Origin of the sequence: Planctomonas psychrotolerans (genome assembly GCF_008642235.1) — a bacterium.
In the GTDB taxonomy this organism is placed as follows: Bacteria; Actinomycetota; Actinomycetes; order Actinomycetales; family Microbacteriaceae; genus Planctomonas; species Planctomonas psychrotolerans.
In genome coordinates this window covers 1197333-1222928 of the sequence record NZ_SJEV01000001.1, presented here as the reverse complement: position 1 = coordinate 1222928, position 25596 = coordinate 1197333, and the positions used below count along the sequence as shown (strand labels likewise).

Below are 25596 nucleotides of genomic sequence, written 5' to 3'. Positions count from 1 at the left end.
GTTACCGCCGGAGTTCGAAACTGGTCGCACCAATGCGGATCGGCGTGTTGAGGGGGATCTGCGTCGGGACGCTGACGCGCTTGCCACCGAGGAAGGTGCCGTTGGTCGAGTCGAGATCCTGGATCATCCACTCGTCGTTCCATAGCAGGAGTCGGGCGTGGTGGGTCGACGTGTAGTCGTCGCGGATCACGAGCCCCGATTCGCCGGAGCGTCCGATGGTGAGCGGTTCGGGGCTGAGTCGCAGCTCCTCGCCCGCCTTCGGACCGGAGGTGATGACCAGGCGGCCCGCGGAACTCGTGGTCGCCTTGGCGGCGCGTCCGCCCTGCGCCGTGTTCGGCCCGCCGGGCAGGGTGGAGATGGGCGGGGGCTGACGGGCCGGCGGTGACGGAGACGGGTTAGGTGACGGGTTCGACGGGAACGGGGATGCGGACGGTGCGTGCGCCGGTTCGGCGGCGAGCTTCTGCACCCGCGACCCGAACAGGTCGGACCGGAGTGCGTAGACGATGCCGAAGACGAACAGCCACAGCAGCGCGAGGAACGCCAGCCGCAGCAGCAGGAGGGTCAGTTCACCGCTCACGGGGCACCCCAGAATCCGTCGTGACGCTTGGTGGCGTCATCCTGCTGCCGGTCGGTGGAGGTGTCGGCCGCCGCCCGGGGGAGCACGCGGAACACGATGGTGGTGCGCCCGATCTCGATGACCGAGTCCGGGGCGAGCGCGGCCTTGCGCACGCGCTCACCGTTGAGCTTCGAGCCGTTCGTGGAGTCGAGGTCGACCACGAAGGCGCGGCTGCCGTCCCAGGTGACCTCGACGTGCTTTCGCGAGATACCGGTGTCGGCCACCGTGATGTCGGCCTCGCTGCCGCGCCCGATGACGGTGCGGGTGGCGATGAGCGGGTACCGCGTGCCGGCGATGTCGAGCACGGGAGTCCACGCGACGCTTCCCTTGATGCTGCGCGAGTCGATGCCGAGCACCCCCTCGGACAGGCTGTCATCCGGTCGGAGGGAGATCGAGATGCCGCCGGCGAACTGGTAGCCCTGCGTGCTCGCATGGCGTTCGATGGCCTGCACCAGCTCGTCGGTCAGTGCCTCGCCCAGGCTCGTCATGCGTTCGTAGTCCGGAGCCGACAGCCGCAGGGTGAATTTGTTGGGCACGAGGATGCGATCGCGGTCCACCACGGCGGCCTTGGTGTCGAGCTCGCGGCGCAGGGCCGACGAGATCTCCACCGGCTGGAGCCCCGACTTGAAGGTCTTCGCGAACGCGCCGTTGACGGCGCGCTCGATCCCCTTCTCGAAGCTGTCCAGAATGCCCAATGATGTCCCTATCCGTCCGTTGGCTACAAGGAATGTTAGCCGGGTCTGGTTCGGTACCCCGGGAGGGGGCGTTCCGCATCGCCTCCGCCGGGTCCCTGTGCCGCCTGTGGTCGGATGCATCCTCTCCCCTCCTCTGCACGTCGCATGCGCGAAATATCCGGGATCCGAGGGCTCGATGCCGGATTGATCGCTCAGTCGCACGGGCGGGAGGAGGGCGTACGCGGCGCGAAGGCGGCGCGCGTCATGGTAATCTCGCTCTGGTTGGCGCGAGTGGCGAAATTGGCAGACGCGCACGGTTCAGGTCCGTGTGCCCGTGAGGGCTTGGGGGTTCAAGTCCCCCCTCGCGCACCAGCAGCTCCGCCCGGCAGTAGCCGGGCGGAGCTTTTCTGTTTCAGCGACCTTCGCGTTCGGGGCGGGATCAGAGGGCGCCGGTGTTGAAGAGCAGGCCGAGCAGGTAGGTGGCCCCGGCGGCGCCGTAGCCGATCGCCAGCTGGCGAAGCGCCCGGCGGAGCGGCGGCGCTCCCGAGATCAGTCCGACCACCGCGCCGGTGCCCAGCAGGGCGAGGCCCACCAGCACCGCGGCCACGACCACGGCGGTGGTGCCCGAGAGCCCGAAGAGGTAGGGAAGCACGGGGATGACGGCGCCCGAGGCGAAGAAGAGGAAGCTCGACACCGCGGCGCTCAGGCCCGTGCCGACCGACTCGTACTCGTCCACGTCTGATGCGGCGGCGGCCGGCCGCGCGGCACCGGTGGCGAGGTCGCCGAGGACCTCGGTGGCGTGCGCATCCGCCTCGTCGGCCGTCATGCCGCGTGCCCGGTAGACGAGCGCGAGTTCGTTGGCGTCGACGTCGAGGTGGGGGAGGGCGTTGCGGGCGTCGGGGTTGGGGGTCGATGCCTCCAGGAGTTCCCGCTGCGACCGCACCGACACGTACTCCCCGGCACCCATCGAGAGCGCGCCCGCGAGCAAGCCCGCGAGGCCGGTGACGAGCACCGTGCCGGTGGACACGCCGGCGGCGCTGATGCCGAGCACCAGGGCCAGGTTGCTGACCAGCCCGTCGTTCGCACCGAACACGGCGGCGCGGAATGTGCCGGAGAGCCGGTTGCGTCCCCGCGTCGCGAGTCCCCGAAGCACCTCCTCGTGGATGCGCTCGTCGGCGGCCATCGCGCTCGTCGCATCGACGTCGGCCTCGTAGGGCGACCGCGCTTCGGCGCGCTGGGCGAGCGCGAGCACGAACACCGACCCGAAGCGGCGGGCGAGGAAGCCCAGCAGTCGCGTACGGATGTCGCCGCGCCGAGGCGCGCCGACCCGGTCGCCGAGCAGCTCGAGCCAGTGGGTCTCGTGTCGCTTCTCGGCATCGGCGAGGGCGAGCAGGATGGCCCGTTCCTCGCCGGTGCGCCTGCTCGCGAGGTCGCGGTACACGGCGGCCTCGGCCCGTTCGTCGGCAAGGAAGCGGCGCCAGCGACGGATGTCGGCTGCGCTCGCCGAGCTCGACCGGGTGGACGAAGACGCGTTACTCACCGAACGATTCTCGCAGGGGCGCGGGCGAGCGATCGGTCACCCCGCTATCGGGCGGCCGCTCCCCGCGTCGTCCCGAGTGACCGGCGCGCCTCGGCGAGCGCCGACTCGAGCGTGCGCAGGATGCAACTCACGTCGTAACCGTCGAAGAGTCGCTTCGTCCACATCCACTGCACGAGCTTGCCCACCACCACCACCTCCGAGCGCGCCTCGGCGGCATCCGGCGAACGGAACCGGGGATCGAGGTAGCCGGGAAGGGCGAAGAGGAGGTCGTCGGCGAACATGGTGCGCACGAAGGCCCCGTGCGGCGCGAACTGCCGCTCGGTGTGCAGCAGAGCGAGTTGGTCGGTCGTCAGGATCGCGGCACCCTCGGCGTCGAGGTAGTGCTCGAGGGAGGAGCGCACCCGAAGAGTGCGGCGCTCGGCCGCGGGTGACTGGCCCTCCGCGGCGTCGGCGAAGAAGGCATCGAAGAGGTCGGCGATGGTCGGCTTCGGGGTGGTCATGCGTCGATTGTCGCGGCTACCGCTGACATACCGGGGGCACGGTCCACGAAACTGTGGACAACTGCCGGGGAACAGACGAGAACGAACTGCTAAAGGAGCAGGTCCCTCAGGTCGTCGACGGAATCGGCCGTGGCGATGGTCCCCTGCCACTCTGCGGGATTGCCGTATCCCCAGCGAACGGCGATGCACGGGATGCCGTGCATCGCCGATCCCTCCACGTCGTGCTTGCGGTCGCCCACCATGACGACACGGCTGAGATCCACGTGCTTCTCGCGGAGCCGCCGGAGAGCCTCGGCGACCACGTCCGCCTTCGCGCTTCGCGACTCGTCGTCGGTCGCCCCCGCGATCTCGCGGAAGTAGCCGATGAGGCCGAAGTGCTCGAGGATCGGCATGGCCTGCGACTCCGGCTTCGACGTGGCCAGCGAGAACGGGATCCCGGCCCGGTGCACGTCGTGCAGAAGTTCCGCCATACCGGGGTACACGGTGATGCCGTCGACGAGCGTGCCGTGGGCCAGGCGACGGTAGACGGTGAGAGCCCGGCGGCTCTCCTTCTCGTCCATCCCGGCGAAGTCGCGGAAGGCGTCGAGGATGGGCGGACCCACGTAGCGCAGCAGGTCCTCCTGCGGCGGGACCGGGTACCCGGTCTCGGCGAGCGTCTCGGCGAGACGGGAGGTGATACCCGCCGCGGAGTCGGTGATCGTGCCGTCGAGGTCGAACAGGATGGCGGACCAGGGCGTGCCGTCGGTCGGTCGTTGGGGCGCAGTCACTCGCCCGATCCTATTCGACCGCCCTGAACGGGCCGCCGCCGACCGGACCTGCACCGACCGACCGACTGCACCGACCGGACCTGCGCCCACCGACCGACCGCCGCCGACCGGACCTGCGCCGCCGGTCGGCCGCCGTCAGAACAGGCGGGAGTGCGAGTCGTCGAGTCCGCGCATGGCGTCGTAGTCCAGCACCACGCAGCGGATGCCGCGGTCCTGAGCCAGGGTGCGGGCCTGCGGCCGGATCTCCTGCGCCGCGAAGACGCCGCGCACCGGCGCGAGATGCGGGTCCCGGTTCATCAGTTCGAGATAGCGGGTGAGCTGCTCCACGCCGTCGATGTCGCCTCGGCGCTTCAGCTCCACCGCCACCGCCCCTCCGTCGGCGTCCCGGGCGAGGATGTCCACCGGACCGATCGCGGTCATGTACTCGCGGCGCACCAGCACGTGGCCGTCGCCGAGGAGGTCGATCTGCTCCGCCAGCAGCTTCTGCAGGTGCGCCTCCACACCGTCCTTCTGCAGGCCGGGGTCCACACCGAGGTCGTGGGCGCTGTCGTGCAGCACCTCGTGGATGGAGACGATGAGCATGTCCGCCGTCTTCGCGGAGGTGACCTGCCACACCTCCACCACACCGGCCTCGGCCTGCAGCTCGTCCGGCTCGCGCGTGCTGAAGGTGGCGGGTGGGCTCATCCAGTTGAGCGGCTTGTAGGACCCGCCGTCGGCGTGCACGAGCACGCTGCCGTCGGCCTTGAGCATGAGCAGCCGGGTGGCGAGGGGGAGATGGGCGCTCAGCCGACCGGCATAGTCGACGGAACACCGGGCAATGACGAGACGCACCCCCCGAGCCTAGTTCGCCGCGGGTGCGCGTCGACCCGTCGCCTCGCGGGCGGCCCCGGAGGCGAGCCCGGCCACGGCGACCAGCACCAGCACCACGAGCAGGGCATTCAGCAGGCCGACCTGTTCACCGAGGAAGCCGATGAGCGGCGGACCCACGAGGAACGCGCAGTACCCGATGGTGGCCACGGCACTGACCCGGGCGCCCGCCGTCGCGGGGTCGTCCGCGGCGGCGGACATGCCCACGGGGAAGCCGAGGGAGGAGCCGAGCCCCCAGAGCACCACGCCGACGACCGCCACGACGGGGTTGGGCACGAGGATGACGAGCAGCAGGCCCACCGTGGCCATGGCCGCCGAGACCCGCAGCACCGGCACGCGCCCGTACCGGTCGAGAACGAACACACCCGCGATGCGACCCACCGTCATGGCGGTCACGAAGATGCCGAAGACGAGCGCTCCCATGGTGTTCGACACGGAGTGCCCGTCGACCATCGCGAGGGCGAGCCAGTCGTTGGCCGACCCCTCGGCGAAGGCCATGCCGAGAATCACGAGCCCGATGAGGAGGGTGCGCGGGTCGCGCCAGATGGCGAGACGGTTGCGCCAGGTGTCGTCGGTGGCGGCCGCGGCCTCATCCGCCTCGGTGCCGGCGAGGCGCTCGTGCAGGATGAACCGCGCGCAGATCAACACGGCCACGATCATCCCGAGGGACACGGCCGCGACGTGCAGCACGATCGGCACCGACAGGGCCTCGGCGAGGGCACCGAGCGCCGCCCCCACCATCGTGCCGACGCTGAACGCGGCGTGGAACAGCGGCATGATGGTGCGGCCGATGATCCGCTCGTTCGCGGCGCCCGACACGTTCATCGCGACGTCGCACATGCCCATCCCGGCGCCGAAGACGGCGAGTCCGGCGAAGATGAGCCAGAAGCTCGGGCCCACGCTGGCGCCGACACCGGCGAGGGCGAAGCCCAGCGGACCGAAGACGAGGCAGACCACCATCGTCACCCGCGCACCGACGCGGGCGAGCACGTGGCTCGAGGCGACGAGGCCGAGGATCGACCCCGCGGCGAGCCCGAACAGGAGCACGCCCATGTCGGATGTCGACGCGCCGAGCTCGTCGCGCACCGCGGGCACGCGGGACACCCAGCTGGCCAGGCCGATGCCCGACAGGAAGAAGATCAGGAAGATGGCGTTCCGCCAGCCGAGAGCTTCCCGGCGGGTCACCCGCCCGTTCATCGGGGCTCCGGATTCGGTCGTCGCCGGGGAGGAATCGGACATGGGGGATCTCACGGTCTACGAGGGAGGGGGCACGCCAGCCGACGCGTCCGACTACGCTATCGCGTCGCCCAGCACCAGCCAATGACCGCTCCGCGCCCGCCAGCCGAGGGTGAGCGCACGCGCGCCGATGTAGCCGAAGCCGAACACCACCCACAGCCAGACCAGCCCGGTCGCCCCGCGCAGGTCGGCCGCATGCACTGCCATCGCGAGGGGCAGGTAGACGGCGAGGTTGACGATGCCGCTCAGCGCGAGATAACGCGCGTCGCCCGCGCCGATGAGCACGCCATCCAGCACGAAGACATAGCCCGCCAGCGGCACGCCGACGGCCATGACCAGCACGGCAGCGGCGAGCATCCGCTGCACTCCGGCGTCGGGGGTGAACACGACCCCGAGCACGGGGGCCGACACGGCGAGCAGTGCACCGATCCCGACGCCGCTGCCTACTCCCCAGGTCACGAGGCGCGACGTGACCGCGGAGACGTGACCGCCGTTCCCGGCTCCGAGTCCGTGGCCCACCATGGCCTGCGCGGCGATCGCGAGCGCATCGAGAATGAACGCCAGGGTGGCGAACAGCGTAAGGGCGATCTGCAGCGCACCCAGTTCTCGCACGCCGAGACCGGCGCCCACGTACACCGTCGCCAGCATGGCCGCACGAAGCGATGCCGCCCGCACGAGAAGCCAGCCGCCGGATGCCGCGGCGCCGCCGACCCCGCCGAGACCCGGCCGGAGGCTCACCCCCGTCGCCCGCGCCGCCCGGACGGCGAGAATCAGGTAGGCGACGGCCATGCCCCACTGGGCGATCACGGTGCCCCAGGCCGACCCGGCGATGCCCCAGCCGAACCCGTAGATCAGCACGGCGTTGAGGATTGCGTTCGCGCCGAAGCCCGAGGCCGCGATGACGAGGGGCGTGCGGGTGTCCTGCAGCCCGCGGAGCAGCCCGGTGGCGGCGAGCACGAGCACCATGGCCGGCAGCCCGAGAACGGAGATGGAGAGATAGGTTGCGGCGGCGGTGGTGGCGTCCGCATCGGCGCCGAACCAGCCGACGATCGCGCCGCTCGTGGGGAGGAACACCGCGAGGAGCACGATGCCGAGGGCGATCGCGAGCCACATCCCGTCGATCCCGGCCCGGATGGCGCCCGGTCGGTCGCCCGCGCCCAGGCGCCGCGCCACCGCGGGGGTCGTGGCATAGGCGAGGAAGACGAGGAGCCCGAGGATCGTCTGCAGCACCGCGCTCGCCACGCCGAGCCCGGCCAGCGACGAGGCACCCAGGTGCCCCACGAGGGCGGTGTCGGTGAGCAGGAAGAGCGGCTCGGCCACGAGGGCGCCGAGCGCCGGTACCGCCAGGCGCAGGATGTCGCGGTCGAGCGGGCTCCGGCCGGGGAGCACGCGCGCGCTCGGGCCGCCGGGTCGGCGCGGGCCGGTGCGGCGACCGGTTCTCGACATGCGCGGGTGGGCCTTCCTGCCGCCTCGCCTTTGCGGCGGAGGGCGACGGTGACAGGCTAGACGAATGACCAGCACCGGATCCGCGTCCGCACCGACCGATTCGCCGATGCTTCGAGTGGGGGTCATCGGGCTCGGCTTCGCCGGCACCACCCACCTCGACGCGTTCACGGCACTGCCGGGCGCGGAGGTGGTGGCGCTCGCCGGGCAGGAGCGGGAGCGCCTCGAGGAGCTCGGCGCCACCCGGGGGGTCCCGAACCTCTATGAGCACTGGGAGGACCTCGTCGCGCGCGACGACCTCGACATCGTGAGCATCGGCACCCCGAATGCCCTGCACCATCCGATCGCGATCGCGGCACTCGCCTCGGGCAAGCACGTGTTCTGCGAAAAGCCGCTGGCCTCCACCGGCGAGCTCGCCGCCGAGATGGTCGCGGCGGCACGGGATGCGAACCGGGTGCTGGAGATCGCTTTCAACCACCGGCGCCGCGCCGATGTGCAGTACCTCAAGCGCTACATCGACACCGGACCGCTCGGCAGCATCTACCACACCAAGGCGATGTGGACCCGGCGCCGAGGCATCCCCGGGCTCGGTTCCTGGTTCACGAGCAAGGCGCTCGCGGGCGGCGGCCCGCTCATCGATCTCGGCTCGCACGTGCTCGACATCGGCCTGCACCTGCTCGGCGAGCCGCGGGTCACGAGCGTCTCCGCGGTCACCTACAGCGAGCTGGGCAAGCACGGGCGCGGCGGGGCGCGCGGGGCGAAGACCACGGGTAGCGGGCACGAGTTCGAGGTGGAGGATTTCGCGAGCGCGCTGCTCCGCCTCGACAACGGCAGCAGCATGCAGCTCGAGGCATCCTGGGCGGGATACACGAAGGACTTCGACGACATCGCCATCGAGGTGATGGGCGGCACCGGTGGGGCACGGCTCTTCATCGAGAACTACGCGACCGACGACACGCTGCGCATGTACACCGATGTCGAAGGCGAGCCGGTGATCATCACGCCGGAGGTGCACGTGCCGCACGGGCACCACCGGGCGGTCATCGAGGAGTTCCTCGCCACCGTGCGTTCGGGTCTGTGGAATACCAGCTACGGCGAATACGCGCTGCACCGCAGTCGCGTGCTCGACGCCGTCTACGAATCGGCCCGAGAGGGCAGGGAGGTGTCCGTCGCATGAGGGTGACCGTCTGGAACGAGTTCCTGCACGAATCGCGAGGGGATGAGACGGTGCTGTCGCATTACCCCGAGGGGATGCACGCCGTGATCGCCGAGGGACTGCGCGAGTCGCTGGGCGCCGAGGTCGAGGTGCGCACCGCCACGCTGCAGCAGCCCGAGCACGGGCTGACCGAGGATGTGCTCGCCGACACCGACGTGCTGCTCTGGTGGGGGCACATCGCCCACGACCAGGTCGCCGACGAGGTTGTCGAACGGGTGCACCGGCACGTGCTCGAGGGCATGGGAATCATCGTGCTGCACTCCGGACACTTCTCGAAGATCTTCAAGAAACTCATGGGCTCGACCTGTTCGCTCAAGTGGCGGAACGGCGGCGACCGCGAACTGGTCTGGAACGTGGACCCCACGCATGCGATCGCCGACGGCGTGCCGAACCCGATCCTGCTGCAGGAGCAGGAGATGTACGGCGAGTACTTCGACATCCCGACGCCCGACGAGCTCGTCTTCATCAGCTCGTTCACCGGCGGGGAGATCTTCCGCTCCGGGGTCACGTACCGGCGCGGTCTCGGCAAGGTGTTCTACTTCTCGCCGGGGGACCAGGACTATCCCGTCTATCACCACCCCGACATCCGGCGGGTGCTCGCCAACGGCGTGCGCTGGGCGCAGCCGCGGAAGCCGCGCACGCACCTGCCCGCCGACCACCACCCCGCCGGCTGGTTCGAGTAGGACCGTCCCTCACCACGCTGCGCCGCGCCGCCGCTCCCGTTCCCCTTCCCTGCTTCCGCTATATGGGCGGCGAGGAAGGGAAGCGGAAGCGGCGAAGGCGTGGGGACGCTCCGCCCCTACGGTCCCTGAGCCCGTCGAAGGGACGCTCCGCGCGGCTCAGCGTCCGCGCGCCCTACGCGGTGCCGCGGGCCTTCGCGATCGCGGTCATCACGTGGTAGATCACGATCGCGGCGACGGTACCGAGCGCGATGCCGGTGAAGGTCAGCCCGCCGGCGGAGAAGGTGAAGTCGGCGATGCCGATGATGAGGGCGGTCGCGGCGGTGAGCTGATTGGCGGGCTTCGAGAAGTCCACCCGGTTGTCGAGCCAGATCTTCACGCCGATGATGCCGATGAGGCCATAGAGCGCGGTGGTCACGCCGCCGAGCACACCGGCCGGGATGGTGTTGATGACCGCGCCGATCTTGGGGGAGAGGCCGAGCAGCACGGCGAAGATGCCGGCCACCCAGTACGCGGCGGTGGAGTAGACGCGGGTCGCGGCCATGACCCCGATGTTCTCGCCGTAGGTGGTGGTGCCGGAGCCGCCGCCGAGGCCGGCGATCACCGTGGCGAGACCGTCGGCCAGCAGGGCGCGCCCGGTCAGCTTGTTGACCCGCGGGTCGGTGAGCTGCGCCACGCCGCGGATGTGGCCCACGTTCTCGGCGACGAGCACGAGCACGACGGGCAGGAACGTCGGGAGCACCGCGAGGAAGCCGGGTGACAGCTCCGGGGTGACGAAGGTGGGCAGGCCGACCCACGCGGCGTCACCGACGCCGCCGAAGTCGACCTCGCCGAAGAGCACGGCGGCCAGGTAGCCGACGGCCACGCCGAGGAAGATCGAGAGGCGGGCGAGCATCCCTCGGAACAGCACCGTCGACAGGATCACGGCGGCGAGGGTGATCGCGGCAGTTGCCGGGGCGGCCTCGAAGTTCGCCTTCGCCACGGGCGCCAGGTTCAGCCCGATGAGGGCGACGATAGCGCCCGAGACGACGGGCGGCAGCAGCGCGTCGATCCACGCGGTCCCGGTGAGCTGCACGATCGCACCGATGAGTGTGAGCAGGATGCCGACGGCGATGATGCCGGCGAGTGCGGTGCCCATGCCCGCCGATGCGGTCGCGGCGGTGATCGGCGCGATGAACGCGAACGACGAGCCGAGGTAGCTGGGGAGCCGGTTCTGCGTGATGAGCAGGAAGAGCAGGGTGCCGAATCCGGAGAACAGGAGCGTCGTGGACGGGTCGAAGTCCGTCAGCAGCGGAACGAGGAAGGTGGCGCCGAACATGGCGACCACGTGCTGCATGCCGAGGCCGATGGTGCGGCCCCAGGAGAGCCGCTCGTTCGGCTTGACGATCGCACTCGCGGCGATGTTCTTGCCATCCCCGTGCAGCTTCCAGACGGTGTTCGCCATGTGTGTCTCCATTCCGCCCGCGGAGGGTGCCCCGCGCCTCGTGCCGGTGCCTCGTGCCCTGCGCCTCGTTGAGCGTAGTGGAGCGCGCGAGCCGCGAGATTAGGCTGGACTGTCATGAGCGCTGATTCCTCCGTGACCTCCGAAAACTCCGGCATCCGCATCGACGAGCTCGACGAGTCGGTGCGCCCCCAGGACGACCTCTTCCGGCACGTCAACGGCAAGTGGATCGAGCGCACCGAGATCCCCGAGGACAAGGCCCGGTACGGCTCCTTCCTCCTGCTGGCCGAAGAGGCGGAGAAGGCGGTGCGGGGAATCATCGAGGAGGCGCAGGACGCCGAGCCCGGCACCGAGGAGCGCAAGTTCGGCGACCTGTTCGCGAGCTTCATGGCGGAGGAGCGCATCGAGCAGCTCGGCGCCCAGCCGATCGCCGTCCTCCTCGAGCAGGTCGCGGCGGTGTCGACCATCGACGAGTTCCTCGCCACCCTGGGCCGGTTGGAGCGCTCCAACGTGAGCGGTTTCCTCGGCGTCTTCGTCGACAACGACCCGGGCGACCCGGAGCGTTACATCGTGCAGCTCGACCAGGCGGGCATCGGCCTGCCCGACGAGAGCTACTACCGCGAGGAGAAGTTCGCCGACATCCGCGACGCGTACCGCTCGTTCGTCGAGCGGATGCTCGGCCTCGCCGCGCTGCCCGACCCCACTGAGCAGTCCGCCGCCGTGTTCCAGCTCGAGACCGACATCGCGGCCGTGCACTGGGACAACGTGAAGACCCGGGACAGCCAGGCGACCTACAACCCCCTGAGCTGGCGAGAGGTCACGGAGCTGGTGCCGGCGGCGCAGCCGGGCGACTCCGGCGACGGGTCGACCTCCCCGCTCGACATCTGGCTGACCGCGCTCGACGCTCCCGCCGGCTCGTTCGACTCCGTCGTGCTCCGCGAGCCCAGCTTCCTCGAGGGCGTCGGTCGTCTCCTCACCGAGGACCGACTCGACGCGTGGCGGTCGTGGCTGGCCTGGCAGGTCATCCGGTCGAACGCGTCGCTGCTGTCGTCGTCGTTCGTCGAGGCGAACTTCGACTTCTACGGCCGCACGCTGAGCGGAACGCCCTCGCAGCGAGCCCGCTGGAAGCGCGGAGTCTCCCTGGTGGAGGGAGCGATGGGCGAGGCCATCGGGCGCATCTACGTGGAGCGGCACTTCCCGGCCGCGGCGAAGCAGAGCATGGATGTGCTGGTCGGCAACCTGGTCGAGGCGTACCGCTCGTCGATCACCTCGCTGGACTGGATGACGGAGGAAACCCAGGAGCGCGCGCTCGAGAAGCTCGACCGGTTCACCCCGAAGGTCGGCTATCCGGTGAAGTGGCGCGACTACTCGGCGCTCGCGGTGGATCCGGCCGACCTGGTGGGCAACGTGCGCGCATCCGCGGAGTTCGAGTTCCAGCGGGAGCTCGGCAAGATCGGCAACCCGCTCGATCGCGACGAGTGGTTCATGACCCCGCAGACCGTGAACGCCTACTACAACCCCGGCTTCAACGAGATCGTCTTCCCGGCCGCCATCCTGCAGTACCCGTTCTTCGAGGCGGATCGCGACGACGCCGCCAACTACGGCGCGATCGGCGCCGTGATCGGGCACGAAATCGGGCACGGCTTCGACGACCAGGGCTCCCAGTACGACGGCGACGGGCGGCTCACCGACTGGTGGACCGAGGCCGACCGGGCCTCGTTCGAGGAGCGCACCGCGTCGCTGATCGCTCAGTACAACGCGCTGACCCCGTCCCAGGTCCCGGGCAGCACCGTGAACGGCGCGCTCACCATCGGCGAGAACATCGGCGACCTCGGTGGGTTGTCGATCGCGTGGAAGGCGTACCGGATCTCACTCGACGGGGCCGAGCCGCCGGTGCTCGACGGTCTCACCGGGGCGCAGCGCTTCTTCCTGTCCTGGGCGCAGGCGTGGCAGGTGAAGATGCGCGACGAGGAGGCCGCCCGGCTGCTGGCGATCGATCCGCACTCGCCGAACGAGTTCCGCTGCAACCAGATCGTGCGCAACATCGACGAGTTCTACGAGGCGTACGGCGTCACCCCCTCCGACGCGCTCTGGCTCGACGAGAGCGAGCGTGTGCGCATCTGGTGACCGTGGCGTGAGCCGGCAGACCTAGAGGTGATGGAGCGCGACAACCACCAGCAGGCGTGGGTCAGCTGTCCGGGATGCTGAAGGCGGTTCCGCAGAGCCCGAGAGGATCAGCCCGTGTTCTGCAGCCCTGCCGCGACCCCGCTGACCGAGAGCAGCAGCAACCGCTGCAGCGCGGGATCCGCGGCCGTGCCTTCTGGTGTTTCGCGCAGACTGCGCAACGCCCGCAGCTGAAGCATTGACAGCGCGTCGACGTAGGGGCTGCGCATCTTGACGGCCCGCTGCAGCACAGGGCGGTTGGCGAGCAACTCGCCGCCGCCGGCGATGCGGATCACCCATGATCGCGTGAGATCCATCTCTTCGAGCACTAGAGAGGCGAGATCGTCACGATCACCGAGGGCCAGAAAGAGGCGCGCGATGCGGTCATCTGACTTGGCGAGGCCCATCGCGACGTTGTCGATCATCGTGCGGAAGAGCGGCCATGCCGCGTAGGCAGAGGTGAGGAGTGCTTCGTCGCCCACTGCATCCAGTGCACTTCCCAGCCCGAACCAGCCGGCGAGGTTGATGCGAGCCTGGGTCCACGAGAACACCCATGGGATGGCGCGGAGGTCTTCGAGAGACGAGACCGACAGGCCGCGGCGGGCCGGGCGTGAACCGAGCGCGAGGAGTCCCACCTCCTCCATCGGCGTGACCGTGGCGAACCACGGCGCGAAGCCGGGGGCGTGCACGAGCTGGAAGAAGCGGGCGCGGGAGGTCTCGTCCATGGTGGCGGCGACGTCCGCGAACCGGATGGCGGCATCCTCGTTGCGCTTCTCGATCGACGGGGCGGAGGCGAGCAGCACGGCCGCGGCGACCTGGTCGATGTGTCGCATGGCGATGTCGTGATCGCCGTAGCGGGCGAAGATCACCTCGCCCTGTTCAGTGAGCTTGAATCTGCCGTCGACGGAATGCGGCGGCTGCGCGAGGATGGCCGAGTTGGCCGGACCGCCGCCGCGACCCAAAGCACCGCCGCGCCCGTGGAACAACGTGAGGGTGATGTCTTTGTCGATCGCCCATCGGGAGATCTCGCGCTGCGCCTCATAGAGCGCCAGGGTCGCGCCGACGGGTCCGACATCCTTCGAGGAGTCCGAGTAGCCGAGCATCACCTCGAGGCGACGATCGTTGGCTTCGAGCCTGGCCGCGAACTCGGCATGCTCCACGATCTCGGCGAGGATGCCTGGCGCCGCCTGCAGGTCCGCGAAAGTCTCGAAGAGCGGGATCACGTCGAGCACCGGGGGAGTGCCGTTCGCCCCGACAGCGGCCCGCGCCAGTCGGTGCACGTTGGCGAGGTCCTCGGCCGACTGGGTGAACGAGACGATGTAGCGACCCGCAGCGCGCGGGCCGTAGCGTTTCTGGATGTGCGCGATCGCGCGCACCACCTCGAGTGCCTCCTCCGCCACATCGCTGAGCGGGTTCCCGGACTCGATCTCTTCGAGAACCGAGCGGTGGACGGCCGAGTGCTGGCGCACCTCGAGTTCCGCCAGGTGGAATCCGAAGGTCTCCACCTGCCAGATGAACTGCTGCAGCTGGCCATATGCGTGCCGGCCGGCGCCGGCGCTCAGGAGCGAATGCTGCACGATCTGGAGCTCGGCGAGCAACTGGGCAGGTTCGAGGTAGGCGAGGTCGGCGTCGCGGGTGCGGGTGGCGGCGATGCGGCGGGCGATCAACAGCAGGACGCGGCGGTGCGGCTCGTTCGGGGAACGCTTCGCGACCTCCCTGGCCGCCTCCTCGTCCGCGGACTTCAGCTTCTGCCAGAGCGCGAGCAACTCGTCCGTCGGGGGAGTCGTGGTCGCGTCGAGGGTGAGGCCACGCCCGACCCGATTCGCGGTGCGTTCGAGGCCGAGCAGCACGTGCTCGGCCGCGATGCCGGCAGCCTTCTTGGTGACAGACGCGGTGACGAAGGGGTTGCCGTCGCGGTCGCCACCGACCCAGGTGCCTAGGCGGATGAACGAGCGCACCACCGGTGCTTCGTCGCCCTCGCGTTCGCGCTCGCCCTCGCGTTCGCGATGCAGCACATCCTCGATGCGCTGGTAGACCTCGGGGATCGACGTGTAGAGCGTCTCGTCGAAGACCGCCATGATGGAGCGCACCTCATCGACCGGCGAAGGCTTCTCTGTGCGGAGCGGGGCCGTGCGCCATAGGGTGTCGACCTCCTCGAGCATCCCGCGTTCGATGCGCCTCTCGTCGGTGCTCCCGTGGCTGAGGTCGTGCTCGGCGAGGAGTTCCGACAACCGGCGGATGCTGCTCGACACCGCGCGCCGCCTCGCCTCGGTGGGGTGCGCGGTGAACACCGGGTGGAAGCGCATGGTCTGCAGACGCTCGGTTGCGGCATCCACCCCGATCTCCTCGCTGAGCTGCGCGAAGGCGCTACCGACCGTGGCCGACGGATCGGTGCTGAAGGCCTGCCCATCGCGCTCGCGCAGCACCCGCACGCGTTGGTGCTCCTCGGTCAGGTTCACGAGGTGGAAGTAGGCGGTGAACGCTCTGGCTACCTCATCCGCGCGTTGGATGGTGAAGGTCTCCACGATCTCCTCGGCGCGCGTGAAAGCCTCGGACGTCTCATCCGTGTACGCCTGAATCGTCGCGAGCCTCAGCCGCTCCACGTCCTCGTACAGCCCATCGGATCCGCTCTCGCGCAGGACGCGACCCAGCAGGGCGCCCAGAAGACGCACGTCGGCCCGCATGGTGCCGGGGATCCGATGCCCGGCCTCGAAGCGCCCGACGACGTCGACAGAACCACTTGCGGTCGATTCACTCATGGGTCAACGGTAGCTCTCGGATGTTTCACGTATGTTCCTGCCGCATGCGTGCCGACGACCGAGCGCGCGCGGCTGTCGGAGGCGAGCATGCCGTGAGTCTGCCCAGTGGCGTGCTTCGCGGTGAACGATCAGGGCTGCGGTTCCAGCGCCCGGTTACAGCTCCAGCACCGACGGGCGGGGGAGACCCCGCACCGTGGTGGTGGGCCAGGCGGACGTGCTGAGCACCTGGATGCCGTCCGGGCCGAGCAGCACGGTGTCCTCCACCTTCACGTTCGGGGCGCTCGGGTTCCAGGCGAAGGCCTGATTCGGCACGACCACGTCCTTGGCGCCCGGGGTCGCCCGCGGGTCGCGACCGTTGTACCCGCAGGGGCCGCCCTGGTGGTGGTTCTCCCACTCGGTGGCGGCGAAGCCGTGACGGAGATACGACGCGGCACCCTCGGCGAGAATCTCGGCGAGCGTGGTGCCGACGCGCGTCGCGGCAAAGTAGTCGGCCTCCACCTCCAGGATGCGAGCCTCCGCGTCCCGCTGTTCGGCGGTCGGCGCACCGAAACGCACCCAGCGCGTCACGTTGGCGATGAGGCCGTGGCGCCGCGCGCACACCACGAACATCGCGAGGTGTCCGAGCGGGCCGGGCGTCGGCAGCGGATGCCGGAAGCCCAGGCGATCGGCGCCCGCCGCGAGGAGCACGAGCGGGTCGGCTCCGCGCTCGAGCACCGCTCGTCCCACGAGCGCCGTCGCGTCGCGCTCGGCCGTTCCGGGGGTGAGACCGGGCAGCACGTCGGAGAAGACGTCGGCCGCGTCGCGGCAGAGCGCGGCGTACCGATCGACCTCAGCGGGAAGCAGCGAGGCGCGCGCGGCACGCAGTTCCGCGGCGATGTCGGCCTCCGCGAGGAGCCGGTCGCCGCCCAGCTCGGACGCGATCGGCCCGGCCGACTCGTGCCAGTCCAGCACGCGCACGGCGATTCCGGCGGGCAGCTCCTCCGCGCGCAAGCGATCCACCTCGTTGCGGGTGGCGAACACGGTGTCGCCCTCCGGCGTCACGAGCACCTGCACGATCGGGTCGCCCGCCAGCGAGACATGCACCCGCGCCCCGCACAGGTACCAGGCGAGGGCGCCCGGGCTCGTGAGCAGCAGTGCGCTTGCGTCCTGCTCGCCGAGGATGCGGAGGAGGCGCTCCCGCTTGGCGGAATGCTCACCGGATCCGACGGTCACCTCCGCGTCGACTGCCGTAGTCATGCCCACTCCCGTCTGTCCCCGATGCTCAGGAAACGTTTCCCGACGCTAGCAGCGGCTCGAACGGGCCGTCAACGCGCCGGGACTTCGACGGAGGCCGCCTCAGTCCGACGATGCGGCCGCACCCGACGCCCGCGTCGGCGCAGGACCGGTGCTGCCGCGCACCTCGAGCCGGGGGAGCACGCGCACGTCGTCGGCGGGAGCGTCCCCGACGAGCAGGGCGTGCAGCCGGACCCACGCCTGTTCGCCCAGCTCGACGTCGGGCACCGACGCGGTGGTGAGCGCCGGCGTGGTGTAGCGGGCGAAGGTGATGTCGTCGAATCCGGTGATCGAGAGGTCCTGCGGCACCGCGACGCCGCGTTCGTGCATCGCCGCGAGCAACCCCATGGCCACCAGGTCGTTGAAGGCGAGCACGCCCGTGGCGGATGACGCGAGCACCGCATCCGCCGCGGCATAGCCGTGCTCGAACGCGACGCCGCCGGGCAACCGATCGAGCGACACGTCGGGGTGGTCGGCGCAGAACGCATCGAGTCCGCGAAGGCGCGAGGTGTTGGACGAGCTGTGCGGATTGCCCTCGAGGTAGGCGAGGCGGCGATGGCCGAGGTCGTAGAGATGCTCGGCGAGCGGCCGGATGCCGGCCTCGTAGTCGGCGCTGAGCGTGGGGGCGGCGAGACGCGGGTCGTCCCGGTTGATGACTACTGCGGGCGCGAGACTCGGCATCACCTCGAGCAGCCGGTCGGCCGGCATCCGTGGCGCGCAGAGCACGATCGCATCGGAACTTCGTCGCAGCTCGCCGGCGAGCAGGCTCTCCTCGCTCACGGTCTCGAGCGAGTCGGCCACGAGCACGCGGTAGTTGCTGCGGGCGGCCGCCCGGCTGAGCCCGCGGAGCATGCCCTGGAAGGTGGGGTTCGCGAGGTCGGGCACTAGGATCGCCACGGTCTGAGTGCGTCCGAGCACCAGGGACCGCGCGAGCGGGCTGGGGCTGTAGTTCAGCTCCTGAGCCGCTGCCCGCACGCGCTCGGCGATGGCGGGATCGACCGTGGTGTGGCCGTTCATCACCCGGGAGACGGTGGAGGGCGACACGTTCGCGCGTCGGGCGACCGCGACGATCGTCGACCGGGTCGTCGCTGCCATGTCCCTCCGCCTTCCCGCCGGGTGCTCGTCCTCCCGCCGACCATACCGCGTCGGTTGACCGACCCGCCGGATGCTGATTCAATGGCGATACCGCCGAGAAAACGATTTCTTAGGCACGAACGCGAGTGTGCAGACGACACGGTGTTGAACCGACCGGAGGGCCATCGATGGGGAAGCTTCGTTACGGACTGGTCGGTACCGGATCACGGGCGCGGATGTACATCGACGCCATGCTCGGCGACCACTCCGAGGTGGCGGAACTCCTGGCGATCGCCGACGTCAATCCCGGCCGGATGCGACTGCACACGGCGCACATCGAGGCGTCCGGCGGAACGGCGCCTGCCGCCTACTCGCCCGACGACCTCGAGGCCATGATCGCCGAGCACCGCCTCGACCGGGTGATCATCACGTCGCCCGACGTCACGCACGCGCCGATGATCGTGCGGGCACTCGACGCCGGAACCGACGTGGTGGTGGAGAAGCCCCTCACGATCGATGCGGAGGGCTGCCGGGCGATCCTCGCCGCCGTCGAACGCACGGGCCGATCCGTGACCGTGACCTTCAACTACCGGTACTCGCCCCGCAACAGCGCGCTGAAGGAGCTGATCGCCTCCGGGGCCATCGGGCGGGTCACGTCCGTGCACTTCGAGTGGGTGCTCGACACGAACCACGGGGCCGACTACTTCCGGCGGTGGCACCGGGACAAGGCCAACTCCGGCGGGCTGCTCATCCACAAGGCCTCGCACCACTTCGATCTCGTCAACTGGTGGATCGACGATGCCCCGGTGCGGGTGTTCGCGAGCGGCGGTCTCCGGTTCTACGGCGACGCCAACGCCCGCATCCGCGGTCTCGGCGAGCGCCCCGAGCGCGGCAGCATCGATGGCAACGAGAACGACCCGTTCAGCCTCGACCTCCGCACCAACCCCGCCCTGGCGGCCCTGTACCTGGAGAACGAGGAGTTCGACGGCTACCGCCGCGACCAGGACGTCTTCTCCGGCGGCATCACGATCGAGGACAATCTGTCGCTCGTGGTCGACTACCGGAACGGCGCGAGCATGTCCTACTCCCTGAACGCGCATGCGCCGTGGGAGGGCTACGTCGTCGCGGTGAACGGTACGGAGGGACGGGCCGAGCTGACCGTCGTGGAGCGCGGTTCGGTGCTCGACGATGATTCGATCGATCCGAGTGTCGCGTCCCGCGGTGCCGACGCCGAAGTGGTGCGACCCCAGGGCGAGCGCCTCGTGCTGCAGCGCCACTGGGAGCACGCTCGGGAGGTGCCGATCGCGAACGACGAGGGCGACCACGGCGGCGGTGACGTGCGTCTCCTCACCGACGTGTTCCGCGGGGCCGGCGACGATCCGCTGGCGCGGCCCGCCGGGTACGTGGACGGCTTGCGGTCGGTGGTGGTGGGCATCGCGGGCAACGCGTCGCTCGAGTCGGGCGCGGCCGTGCTCATCGACGGCCTAGGCCTCGGTGTGTCCCTCGCCCGCTCCGAGCCCCAGCCTCCGTTCGGGCGGCAGCCGTGAGTCGCGCTCTCGTGACCGGCGGCTCGGGCCGCCTCGGCCGGAGCGTCGTACGCGCACTGACGGACGACGGCCACGAGGTGATCTCGGTCGACCGCCGGCCGCTCGAGGGCCTGGGCGTCGAGCAGCGGGACGTCGACCTCACCGATGCGGATGCGACGTCCCGGGCGTTCCTCGACCTTCGTCCCGATGCGGTGATCCATCTCGCCGCGATCGCCGTGCCGTTCAGCGCGCCCGAACCGGTCATTCTGAACACCAACGTGTCGATGGTGTGGAACGTGCTGAGCGCGGCGGTGGAGGCGGGGGCCACGCAGGTGCTTGCCGCGAGTTCCCCCACCGTGATCGGGTACGGCGCGCCCACCGGCTGGCGACCGCAGTACCTCCCCATCGACGAGAACCACCCCGTGGCGCCGTGGAACGCGTACGCGCTGTCGAAGCAGGTGATCGAGGCGGCCGTGCGCACGGCGGTCGCGCGGGACGGCGACAGCGTCACCTTCGGCGTGTTCCGGCCGTGCTTCGTGATCTCGCCCGAGGAGTGGCGCGGGGCTCCGACGCAGCAGGGTCACACCGTCGTCGAGCGGCTCGACAACCCGGACTACGCCGCCGTCTCGCTTTTCAATTACGTGGATGCGCGCGACGCGGGCGACTTCGTGACGACCTGGCTGAAGCGGGCATCGGACGCCCCCAACGGCTCGGTCTTCTTCGTCGGTGCGGCCGACGCGCTCGCCCGGGAGTCGCTGCAGAACCTCGTGCCGTCCTATCTACCCGGAACCGAGCACCTCGCCGAGGCGCTGGCGGGCTCCGCCCCGGCCTTCTCGTCCGCGAAGGCCGAGCTCCTGCTCGGCTGGACCCCGAAGCACGACTGGCGTTCCGAGCTCGATGCTGCCCGGACCGCCACCGAAACAGCTCCGTCCTGACCGGCACCGCTCCTCACGTCCTCCCGCGACCCACCGCATCCCCCGAAAGGCCAGCATGAGCACCGCACTGAACTTCGACGGCGTCCTCTTCTTCCCCGTCACCCCCTTCACCGAGTCGGGCGCCGTCGACACCGATGTGCTCGCCGAGCACGTGTCCTCCCGGTTGCCGTTCTCCCCGGGCGGGGTCTTCCCGGCCTGCGGTACCGGCGAGTTCCACGCGCTGGACGCCGATGAGGTTGCGACGGTGGTGCGCACTACCGTCGCGACCGTGTCGGGGAGCGTGCCCGTCGTCGCGGGCACCGGGGGCCAGCTGGCGCACGCGCGGGCATGTGCCCGCAGCGCCGCGGATGCCGGAGCGGACGCGCTGCTCGTGCTCCCGCCCTACCTGGTGTCCGGGCCGATCGAGGGGACCGTGGCGTACGTGGAGGCGATCGCCGACGCCTCGCCCCTGCCGGTGATCGTCTATCACCGCGGGACCTCGCAGTACACGCCCGCCGCAGTGACCCGCCTCGCCGAGAACCCCAAGGTCATCGGCTTCAAAGACGGAACGGGAGACGTGGGGCTCGCCCAGTCCATCGTGCTCGCCGTCCGGGAGTCGGGCCGGTCGGATTTCCTGTTCTTCAACGGACTGCTCACCGCCGAGCTCACCCAGGGCGCGTACCGCGGACTCGGGATGCCGCTGTACTCTTCCGCCGCCTTCGCGATGGCGCCCGGTGTCGCCCGGGAGCACTACCGGGCCTACACGGCGGGCGACGACGAGCGCCGTCTCGACATCCTCGACCGGTTCTACCGGCCGCTGGTGCGCCTCCGCGACCAGACGCCCGGATTCGGGGTTTCGCTCATCAAGGCGGGCCTGCGCCTCGGTGGGCTCGCGGTCGGCTCCGTGCGGCCGCCGCTCGTCGACCCGAGCGCGGAGCAGCTGCACGAACTCGAGCGGATCCTCGCCGTGGCGCGCGACATCGCCCCGGACACCGCGGCCTGACCGGCCGCAGGCCCACCCGGCTCCCGCCGCGGATCGAGCTCTGCTCAGTCGATGAGGTCGAGCTGCACCAGGCGCTTGAGGATGTCGGCACCGACCGACGTGCACCGGTCGGCGTCGGCCGAGGACACCCAGACCAGCCCGTCGGCGCGGCCGACGGGCTGCGGCTCATCGGCGGTGTCGCCGGAATAGACGGTCATGCTGATGACCGGACCGTCCTCGTCATCGTCGTCCGAGCCGAGCACGGTGAAGAGGTCGCCGATGCTGGTGCGCTCGATCTCCACGCCGAGTTCTTCCCGACAGCCGCGCACGAGCGCATGCCGAGGCGGCTCGCCGTCGGCGATGGACGCACTCGGCAGGGTGAGGGTGGTTCGATCGTGCAACGCCACCAGCAGCAACCGCCGGTTCCGGAAGAGGGTCAGTGCGGCCACGCGCGGCGGGCGTCCGGCACCGCCTCGCTGCACGCCATCCTCGATGTCCTCGTCATCGAAGTCGTCGTCCAGGTCGTCATCATCCAGGTCGTCCTCGAGGTCGTCAATCACGTCGTTCGCTCCCTCCCGCACGTCGATCACAGTCCGTCAACGCTCTTGCGCGCGGCCCACTCCACGTCGAGGATCCCGTAGATCGCCACGTCCACCCATCTGCCGTCGAACCACAGGTCGTGCACGAGCCCCGCCTCGTTGCGCATCCCGAGCCGGGTCGCGAGGCGTGCCGGGGCCACGTTGCGGAGGTCGAACCGCGCCGTGACGCGGTGCACGCCCACCTCGTCGAAGGCGAACTCGAGCACCCTCGTGGCGGCCTCCATGCCGTAACCCAGCCGACGGAAGTCGGGATACAGGGCGCAGCCCAGCTCGGCCCGCCGATCCCGGGACGACGCAAGGGTCAGGCTCACCTCACCGATCACGCGGGCGGGTTCGCTGCCGTCGGCCGGTAGTTCGATGGCGAGGTCGAGGCGGTCGCCCGCATGCTCGATGCGCGTCGCGTTGAGGCGACGCTCCAGTTCCCCGGCCGACTCCGCGGCGCTCCGCTCGGCGCGCAACAGGCTCCGCGCCACCTCGGGGGACGTGTCGAACGCCCGCAGATCCGTGAGGTCGTCCCGCTCGAAGGGTCGGAGCCGAAGACGCTCCGTCGGCATGGGCCCCCGCACATCGACGGCGCGCAACGGTTGATCGACGGAGTCCATGACGCTCTCCTTTCCGGCGGTCGTACGGGGCGGTCTAGCCGGATGACAGCGGTGAGGCCGTCCACTCCTCATCGAGTATGGCGTAGTAGAGGCTGTCGCCCCATGCCCCCTTGAACCACAGGTCCTCGCGGAACAGCCCCTCGCGACGCATACCGAGCCGTTCGGCCATGGCCGCCGAGCCGGTGTTCCGGGCGTCCAGCTGGGCCATGACGCGGTGCGCGCCCAACCGGCCGATCGCGATGTCCAGCATGGCGCGGCTCGCCTCGGTGGCGTAGCCCTTGCCGCCGAAGTCGGGATGCAGCACCCATCCGATCTCCACCTGGCGGTTGCCGACGCTTCGCAGCAGCAACGACGCGTCACCGATCACCCGGCCGGAGCGGGATTTCGGATTGAGGCTCGGCTCGCCGGGCAGCTCGATCGCGAGCCCCAGGAAGTCACCGGTGTGCTGGAGGCGGGTCTGTCGACGCCGACGCGCGAGGTGCTTCGCGGACTGCTTGCGGGTGCGGAGCGGCCACAGCATGTACCGAACGACCTCGTCATTGCCCTGCATGGCGGCATAGTCATCCAGGTCGGCGGCCGTGTAGGGACGCAGCACGAGCCGCTGGGTGACGATGGGCTCACGGATGCGGACGGGCGTCGGGATGGGGCGTCCGCGCAGAACGCGGGGCTTCATGAGGCGGCGTCGGCTTCGTCTGCGGCTCGGAGCAGCGCCGGGGACTCGACCGCGGCGGGCTCGGGCACCTCGATGCCGTACAGGGCGTCCAGACCGTCCAGGAAGCGCTCGGCGTGGCCCGTGCGCGCAAGTTCACGGGCTCGCACCGACGGCGTGTGCACCAGCACGCTGACGAGGTGACGGAGTGCCCGCTCGGTCTGCTCCGACGAGTCGCCCCGGGACCGGGCGCGCTCGATCTCGGCCTCCAGCACGCCGAAGAGGTGACCGCGCAGGGCGACCACTGCCGGAGCCACGGCCTGCGCCGCGTCGGCCGCCCGGTACTCCTCGGCCGCCTCATCCACCAGCTGCCGTGCGTCGTGCGACGCGTTGAGGTCGGTCAGGGGGGCGTGCAGGGAAATGGTCTCGAGGTCGAGCAGTTGCACGCCGGAGATCTCGGTGACGCCGGGGTCCACGTTGCGGGGCAGGCCGAGGTCGATGACCAGCTGACGAGGGGCCGCGATTCCGCCGTCCCTGCTCCGCGCGACCTGATCGGCCGTGAGTACGAACTCGGGCGATGTGCTGCAGGTGACGATGATGTCGGCGTCCGCGATGGCGTCGAGGTAGCCGTCCGCGAGCACCGCGGTGACACCCTCGCGGGTGGCGAAGCGGGAGGCGCGGCCGGACGGCGAATAGACGGTCACATCGGAGACGCCCCGGTCGCGCAGGGCCTTCAGGCTCGCGCCGGCGTAGGCGCCGGTGCCGACGAGCAGAACGCGGGCATCCGCCCAGTCGGGAACGCGGCTCTCGGCGAGGTCGAGGGCGAGACGCACCATCGATCGTCCGGCGGAACCGAGCCCGGTGCGGGCCTTGACGCCGCGCGACGTGTGCGAGGCCTTCTGGAAGAGTCGCTCCAGGTCACTGCTCACGGTGCCCTCGGATCGCGCGGTCTCGAGTGCGCGTCGCACCTGTCCGGCGATCTCGCCCTCGCCCACGACCACGGATTCGAGACCGGAGGACACGGCGAAGAGGTGCTCGACGACCTCGTCGCCGCACAGCACGGACACGCTCTCGCGCACCTCGGCGGCGGGCACGTTCGACGAGGAGCTGACCATGTCGACGATCGCGTCCATCGCTTCGGCGGAGTTCTCGGCCACGGGTTCGGCAATGTCGAGGTACGCCTCGAAGCGGTTGCAGGTCGCGAGGACGACCGCACCGGCCACGATGTCGCCCTCGGCGATCAGATCGCCGGCCACGGCGGGTGCGCCGACGGAGAGCTTCTCGAGAAGCTCGAAGGGCGCGTTCCGGTGACTCGCCGTCAGACACATCAGCACCCGTCGAGTCTAAATGACGGCGCCTGAGCGTTCGAATCGGCGCGTGCCCGTTCCGCTCTCGGGGTAATCGTCCTTCGCCGCCGCCGCCGCCGCCGCCGCACGGCCCGGTCTCAGCCGCGCGACCGGTTCAGCTCGCGGGGTAGTTGTCCTTCTTCAGCAGCGCGGCGAGGTGCGCCGCATTCGCCGCGAGCGACGCCGTCGTCGACGCGACGGCCTCCGGGGTCTCCTTGAGGTCGAGATAGTCCGTCGAGTGCATGGCCTCGCCGTTCCAGTAGGTGGCGCCCTGGGCGGGGATCGTGAAGCCGAAGTCGCCGAGTCCCTGGAACAGGGAGGCGGTGATGTGGTGCGCCCCGTCCTCGTTGCCCACCACGCCGACCACGGCGACCCGGCCGTACAGGATCGGGCGGCCGCGGTCGTCGGTCTCCGCCAGTTCGGCATCCAGCCGCTCGAGCATGCGCTGCGCAACGCTCGACATCTGGCCCACCCAGGTGGGCGTCACCACGACGAGGATGTCCGCGGCGAGGATCTGCTCGCGGATCTCGGGCCACTGGTCGCCGTCGCCCATGTCGGTCTCCACCCCGGGGCGGATGTCGTAGTCCACCAGGCGCAGAGTGGAGGTGGCGACCCCGTGCGAGCGGAGCTCCGTCAGGATCTGGTCGCCGAGGAGCACGCTGCTCGACGGAGCGGGACTGGGCTTCAGAGAACAGGTGATGGCGAGGGCACGAACCGTCGGTGTGGTCAT

23 protein-coding genes and 1 tRNA gene are annotated in these 25596 nt (G+C 70.2%); 7 read left to right on the top strand and 17 right to left on the bottom strand.

What is annotated here, in order from left to right; all coding sequences use genetic code 11:
- Position 1: 1 nt before the first annotated feature.
- Both EY822_RS05435 and EY822_RS05430 read right to left on the bottom strand, forming a co-directional pair.
- Positions 2 to 577: an FHA domain-containing protein FhaB/FipA gene (locus EY822_RS05435; protein ID WP_150307338.1), complete on the bottom strand. Its 576-nt coding sequence runs from the start codon at positions 575 to 577 to the stop codon at positions 2 to 4.
- On the bottom strand, positions 574 to 1311 hold the full coding sequence (locus EY822_RS05430; protein WP_150307337.1) for an FhaA domain-containing protein: 738 nt from the start codon (positions 1309 to 1311) through the stop codon (positions 574 to 576). Before EY822_RS05430 ends, EY822_RS05435 begins: the two co-directional genes overlap by 4 nt.
- 264 nt (positions 1312 to 1575) lie before the next feature.
- Between EY822_RS05430 and EY822_RS05425 the strand changes: the two genes are divergently transcribed.
- Positions 1576 to 1662, top strand: a tRNA-Leu gene (locus tag EY822_RS05425).
- 67 nt (positions 1663 to 1729) lie between these two features.
- On the opposite strand, the gene EY822_RS05420 is transcribed toward EY822_RS05425, so the two are convergent.
- The 6 genes from EY822_RS05420 to EY822_RS05395 all read right to left on the bottom strand — a co-directional run bounded on the left by EY822_RS05420 (position 1730) and on the right by EY822_RS05395 (position 7646).
- The gene (locus EY822_RS05420) at positions 1730 to 2830 is read right to left on the bottom strand and encodes a VIT1/CCC1 transporter family protein (RefSeq protein ID WP_150307336.1); all 1101 of its coding nucleotides are present in this window, start codon (positions 2828 to 2830) and stop codon (positions 1730 to 1732) included.
- Between the two features lie 44 nt (positions 2831 to 2874).
- Positions 2875 to 3330 (bottom strand): hypothetical protein, encoded by a 456-nt coding sequence (locus EY822_RS05415; RefSeq protein ID WP_150307335.1) that lies wholly within the window; start codon positions 3328 to 3330, stop codon positions 2875 to 2877.
- Between the two features lie 89 nt (positions 3331 to 3419).
- A complete protein-coding gene (locus tag EY822_RS05410) occupies positions 3420 to 4097 on the bottom strand; it encodes an HAD hydrolase-like protein (RefSeq protein WP_150307334.1) in 678 nt (225 codons plus the stop codon).
- Between the two features lie 135 nt (positions 4098 to 4232).
- Positions 4233 to 4928 (bottom strand): endonuclease NucS, encoded by a 696-nt coding sequence (gene nucS / locus EY822_RS05405; RefSeq protein ID WP_150307333.1) that lies wholly within the window; start codon positions 4926 to 4928, stop codon positions 4233 to 4235.
- Positions 4929 to 4937: 9 nt separating this feature from the next.
- Positions 4938 to 6203 carry an MFS transporter gene (locus EY822_RS05400; RefSeq protein WP_227497047.1) on the bottom strand — a complete coding sequence of 422 codons (1266 nt, stop codon included), beginning with the start codon at positions 6201 to 6203 and terminating at the stop codon, positions 4938 to 4940.
- 51 nt (positions 6204 to 6254) lie between these two features.
- Positions 6255 to 7646, bottom strand: coding sequence for an MATE family efflux transporter (locus tag EY822_RS05395; protein ID WP_150307332.1), 1392 nt, complete (start codon positions 7644 to 7646; stop codon positions 6255 to 6257).
- A 64-nt stretch (positions 7647 to 7710) separates the two neighbouring features.
- Between EY822_RS05395 and EY822_RS05390 the strand changes: the two genes are divergently transcribed.
- On the top strand, positions 7711 to 8820 hold the full coding sequence (locus EY822_RS05390; protein WP_150307331.1) for a Gfo/Idh/MocA family protein: 1110 nt from the start codon (positions 7711 to 7713) through the stop codon (positions 8818 to 8820).
- Positions 8817 to 9542, top strand: coding sequence for a ThuA domain-containing protein (locus EY822_RS05385; protein ID WP_150307330.1), 726 nt, complete (start codon positions 8817 to 8819; stop codon positions 9540 to 9542). The genes EY822_RS05390 and EY822_RS05385 overlap by 4 nt, the downstream gene beginning before the upstream one ends.
- A gap of 172 nt (positions 9543 to 9714) precedes the next feature.
- Here EY822_RS05385 and EY822_RS05380 read toward each other — a convergent pair whose 3' ends face one another.
- Positions 9715 to 10983, bottom strand: a complete 1269-nt coding sequence (locus tag EY822_RS05380; protein ID WP_150307329.1) for a uracil-xanthine permease family protein — start codon at positions 10981 to 10983, stop codon at positions 9715 to 9717.
- Between the two features lie 114 nt (positions 10984 to 11097).
- Between EY822_RS05380 and EY822_RS05375 the strand changes: the two genes are divergently transcribed.
- Positions 11098 to 13107, top strand: coding sequence for a M13 family metallopeptidase (locus EY822_RS05375; protein WP_150307328.1), 2010 nt, complete (start codon positions 11098 to 11100; stop codon positions 13105 to 13107).
- 107 nt (positions 13108 to 13214) lie between these two features.
- Here EY822_RS05375 and EY822_RS05370 read toward each other — a convergent pair whose 3' ends face one another.
- The 3 genes from EY822_RS05370 to EY822_RS05360 form a co-directional block, all read right to left on the bottom strand.
- Positions 13215 to 15902, bottom strand: a complete 2688-nt coding sequence (locus EY822_RS05370) for a phosphoenolpyruvate carboxylase (protein WP_150307327.1) — start codon at positions 15900 to 15902, stop codon at positions 13215 to 13217.
- Between the two features lie 153 nt (positions 15903 to 16055).
- Positions 16056 to 17138 carry a M24 family metallopeptidase gene (locus EY822_RS05365; RefSeq protein ID WP_150307326.1) on the bottom strand — a complete coding sequence of 361 codons (1083 nt, stop codon included), beginning with the start codon at positions 17136 to 17138 and terminating at the stop codon, positions 16056 to 16058.
- A gap of 99 nt (positions 17139 to 17237) precedes the next feature.
- Entirely contained in the window at positions 17238 to 18269 is a 1032-nt protein-coding gene (locus EY822_RS05360; protein ID WP_150307325.1) for a LacI family DNA-binding transcriptional regulator, read from the bottom strand.
- Positions 18270 to 18436: 167 nt separating this feature from the next.
- Here EY822_RS05360 and EY822_RS05355 point away from each other — a divergent pair, with 167 nt between their 5' ends.
- The 3 genes from EY822_RS05355 to EY822_RS05345 all read left to right on the top strand — a co-directional run bounded on the left by EY822_RS05355 (position 18437) and on the right by EY822_RS05345 (position 21691).
- Positions 18437 to 19795: a Gfo/Idh/MocA family protein gene (locus EY822_RS05355; RefSeq protein WP_150307324.1), complete on the top strand. Its 1359-nt coding sequence runs from the start codon at positions 18437 to 18439 to the stop codon at positions 19793 to 19795.
- Entirely contained in the window at positions 19792 to 20709 is a 918-nt protein-coding gene (locus EY822_RS05350; protein WP_150307323.1) for an NAD-dependent epimerase/dehydratase family protein, read from the top strand. The genes EY822_RS05355 and EY822_RS05350 overlap by 4 nt, the downstream gene beginning before the upstream one ends.
- Before the next feature lie 67 nt (positions 20710 to 20776).
- A complete protein-coding gene (locus EY822_RS05345; RefSeq protein ID WP_150308776.1) occupies positions 20777 to 21691 on the top strand; it encodes a 5-dehydro-4-deoxyglucarate dehydratase in 915 nt (304 codons plus the stop codon).
- Positions 21692 to 21735: 44 nt separating this feature from the next.
- Here EY822_RS05345 and EY822_RS05340 read toward each other — a convergent pair whose 3' ends face one another.
- From EY822_RS05340 to EY822_RS05320, 5 genes are all read right to left on the bottom strand, one after another.
- On the bottom strand, positions 21736 to 22230 hold the full coding sequence (locus tag EY822_RS05340; RefSeq protein ID WP_227497046.1) for an NUDIX domain-containing protein: 495 nt from the start codon (positions 22228 to 22230) through the stop codon (positions 21736 to 21738).
- Positions 22231 to 22256: 26 nt separating this feature from the next.
- Positions 22257 to 22871: a GNAT family N-acetyltransferase gene (locus EY822_RS05335; RefSeq protein ID WP_150307321.1), complete on the bottom strand. Its 615-nt coding sequence runs from the start codon at positions 22869 to 22871 to the stop codon at positions 22257 to 22259.
- Between the two features lie 34 nt (positions 22872 to 22905).
- Positions 22906 to 23544 carry a GNAT family N-acetyltransferase gene (locus tag EY822_RS05330; RefSeq protein WP_150307320.1) on the bottom strand — a complete coding sequence of 213 codons (639 nt, stop codon included), beginning with the start codon at positions 23542 to 23544 and terminating at the stop codon, positions 22906 to 22908.
- Entirely contained in the window at positions 23541 to 24854 is a 1314-nt protein-coding gene (locus EY822_RS05325; RefSeq protein ID WP_150307319.1) for a glutamyl-tRNA reductase, read from the bottom strand. The genes EY822_RS05330 and EY822_RS05325 overlap by 4 nt, the downstream gene beginning before the upstream one ends.
- Before the next feature lie 127 nt (positions 24855 to 24981).
- Positions 24982 to 25596 carry a flavodoxin family protein gene (locus EY822_RS05320; RefSeq protein ID WP_150307318.1) on the bottom strand — a complete coding sequence of 205 codons (615 nt, stop codon included), beginning with the start codon at positions 25594 to 25596 and terminating at the stop codon, positions 24982 to 24984.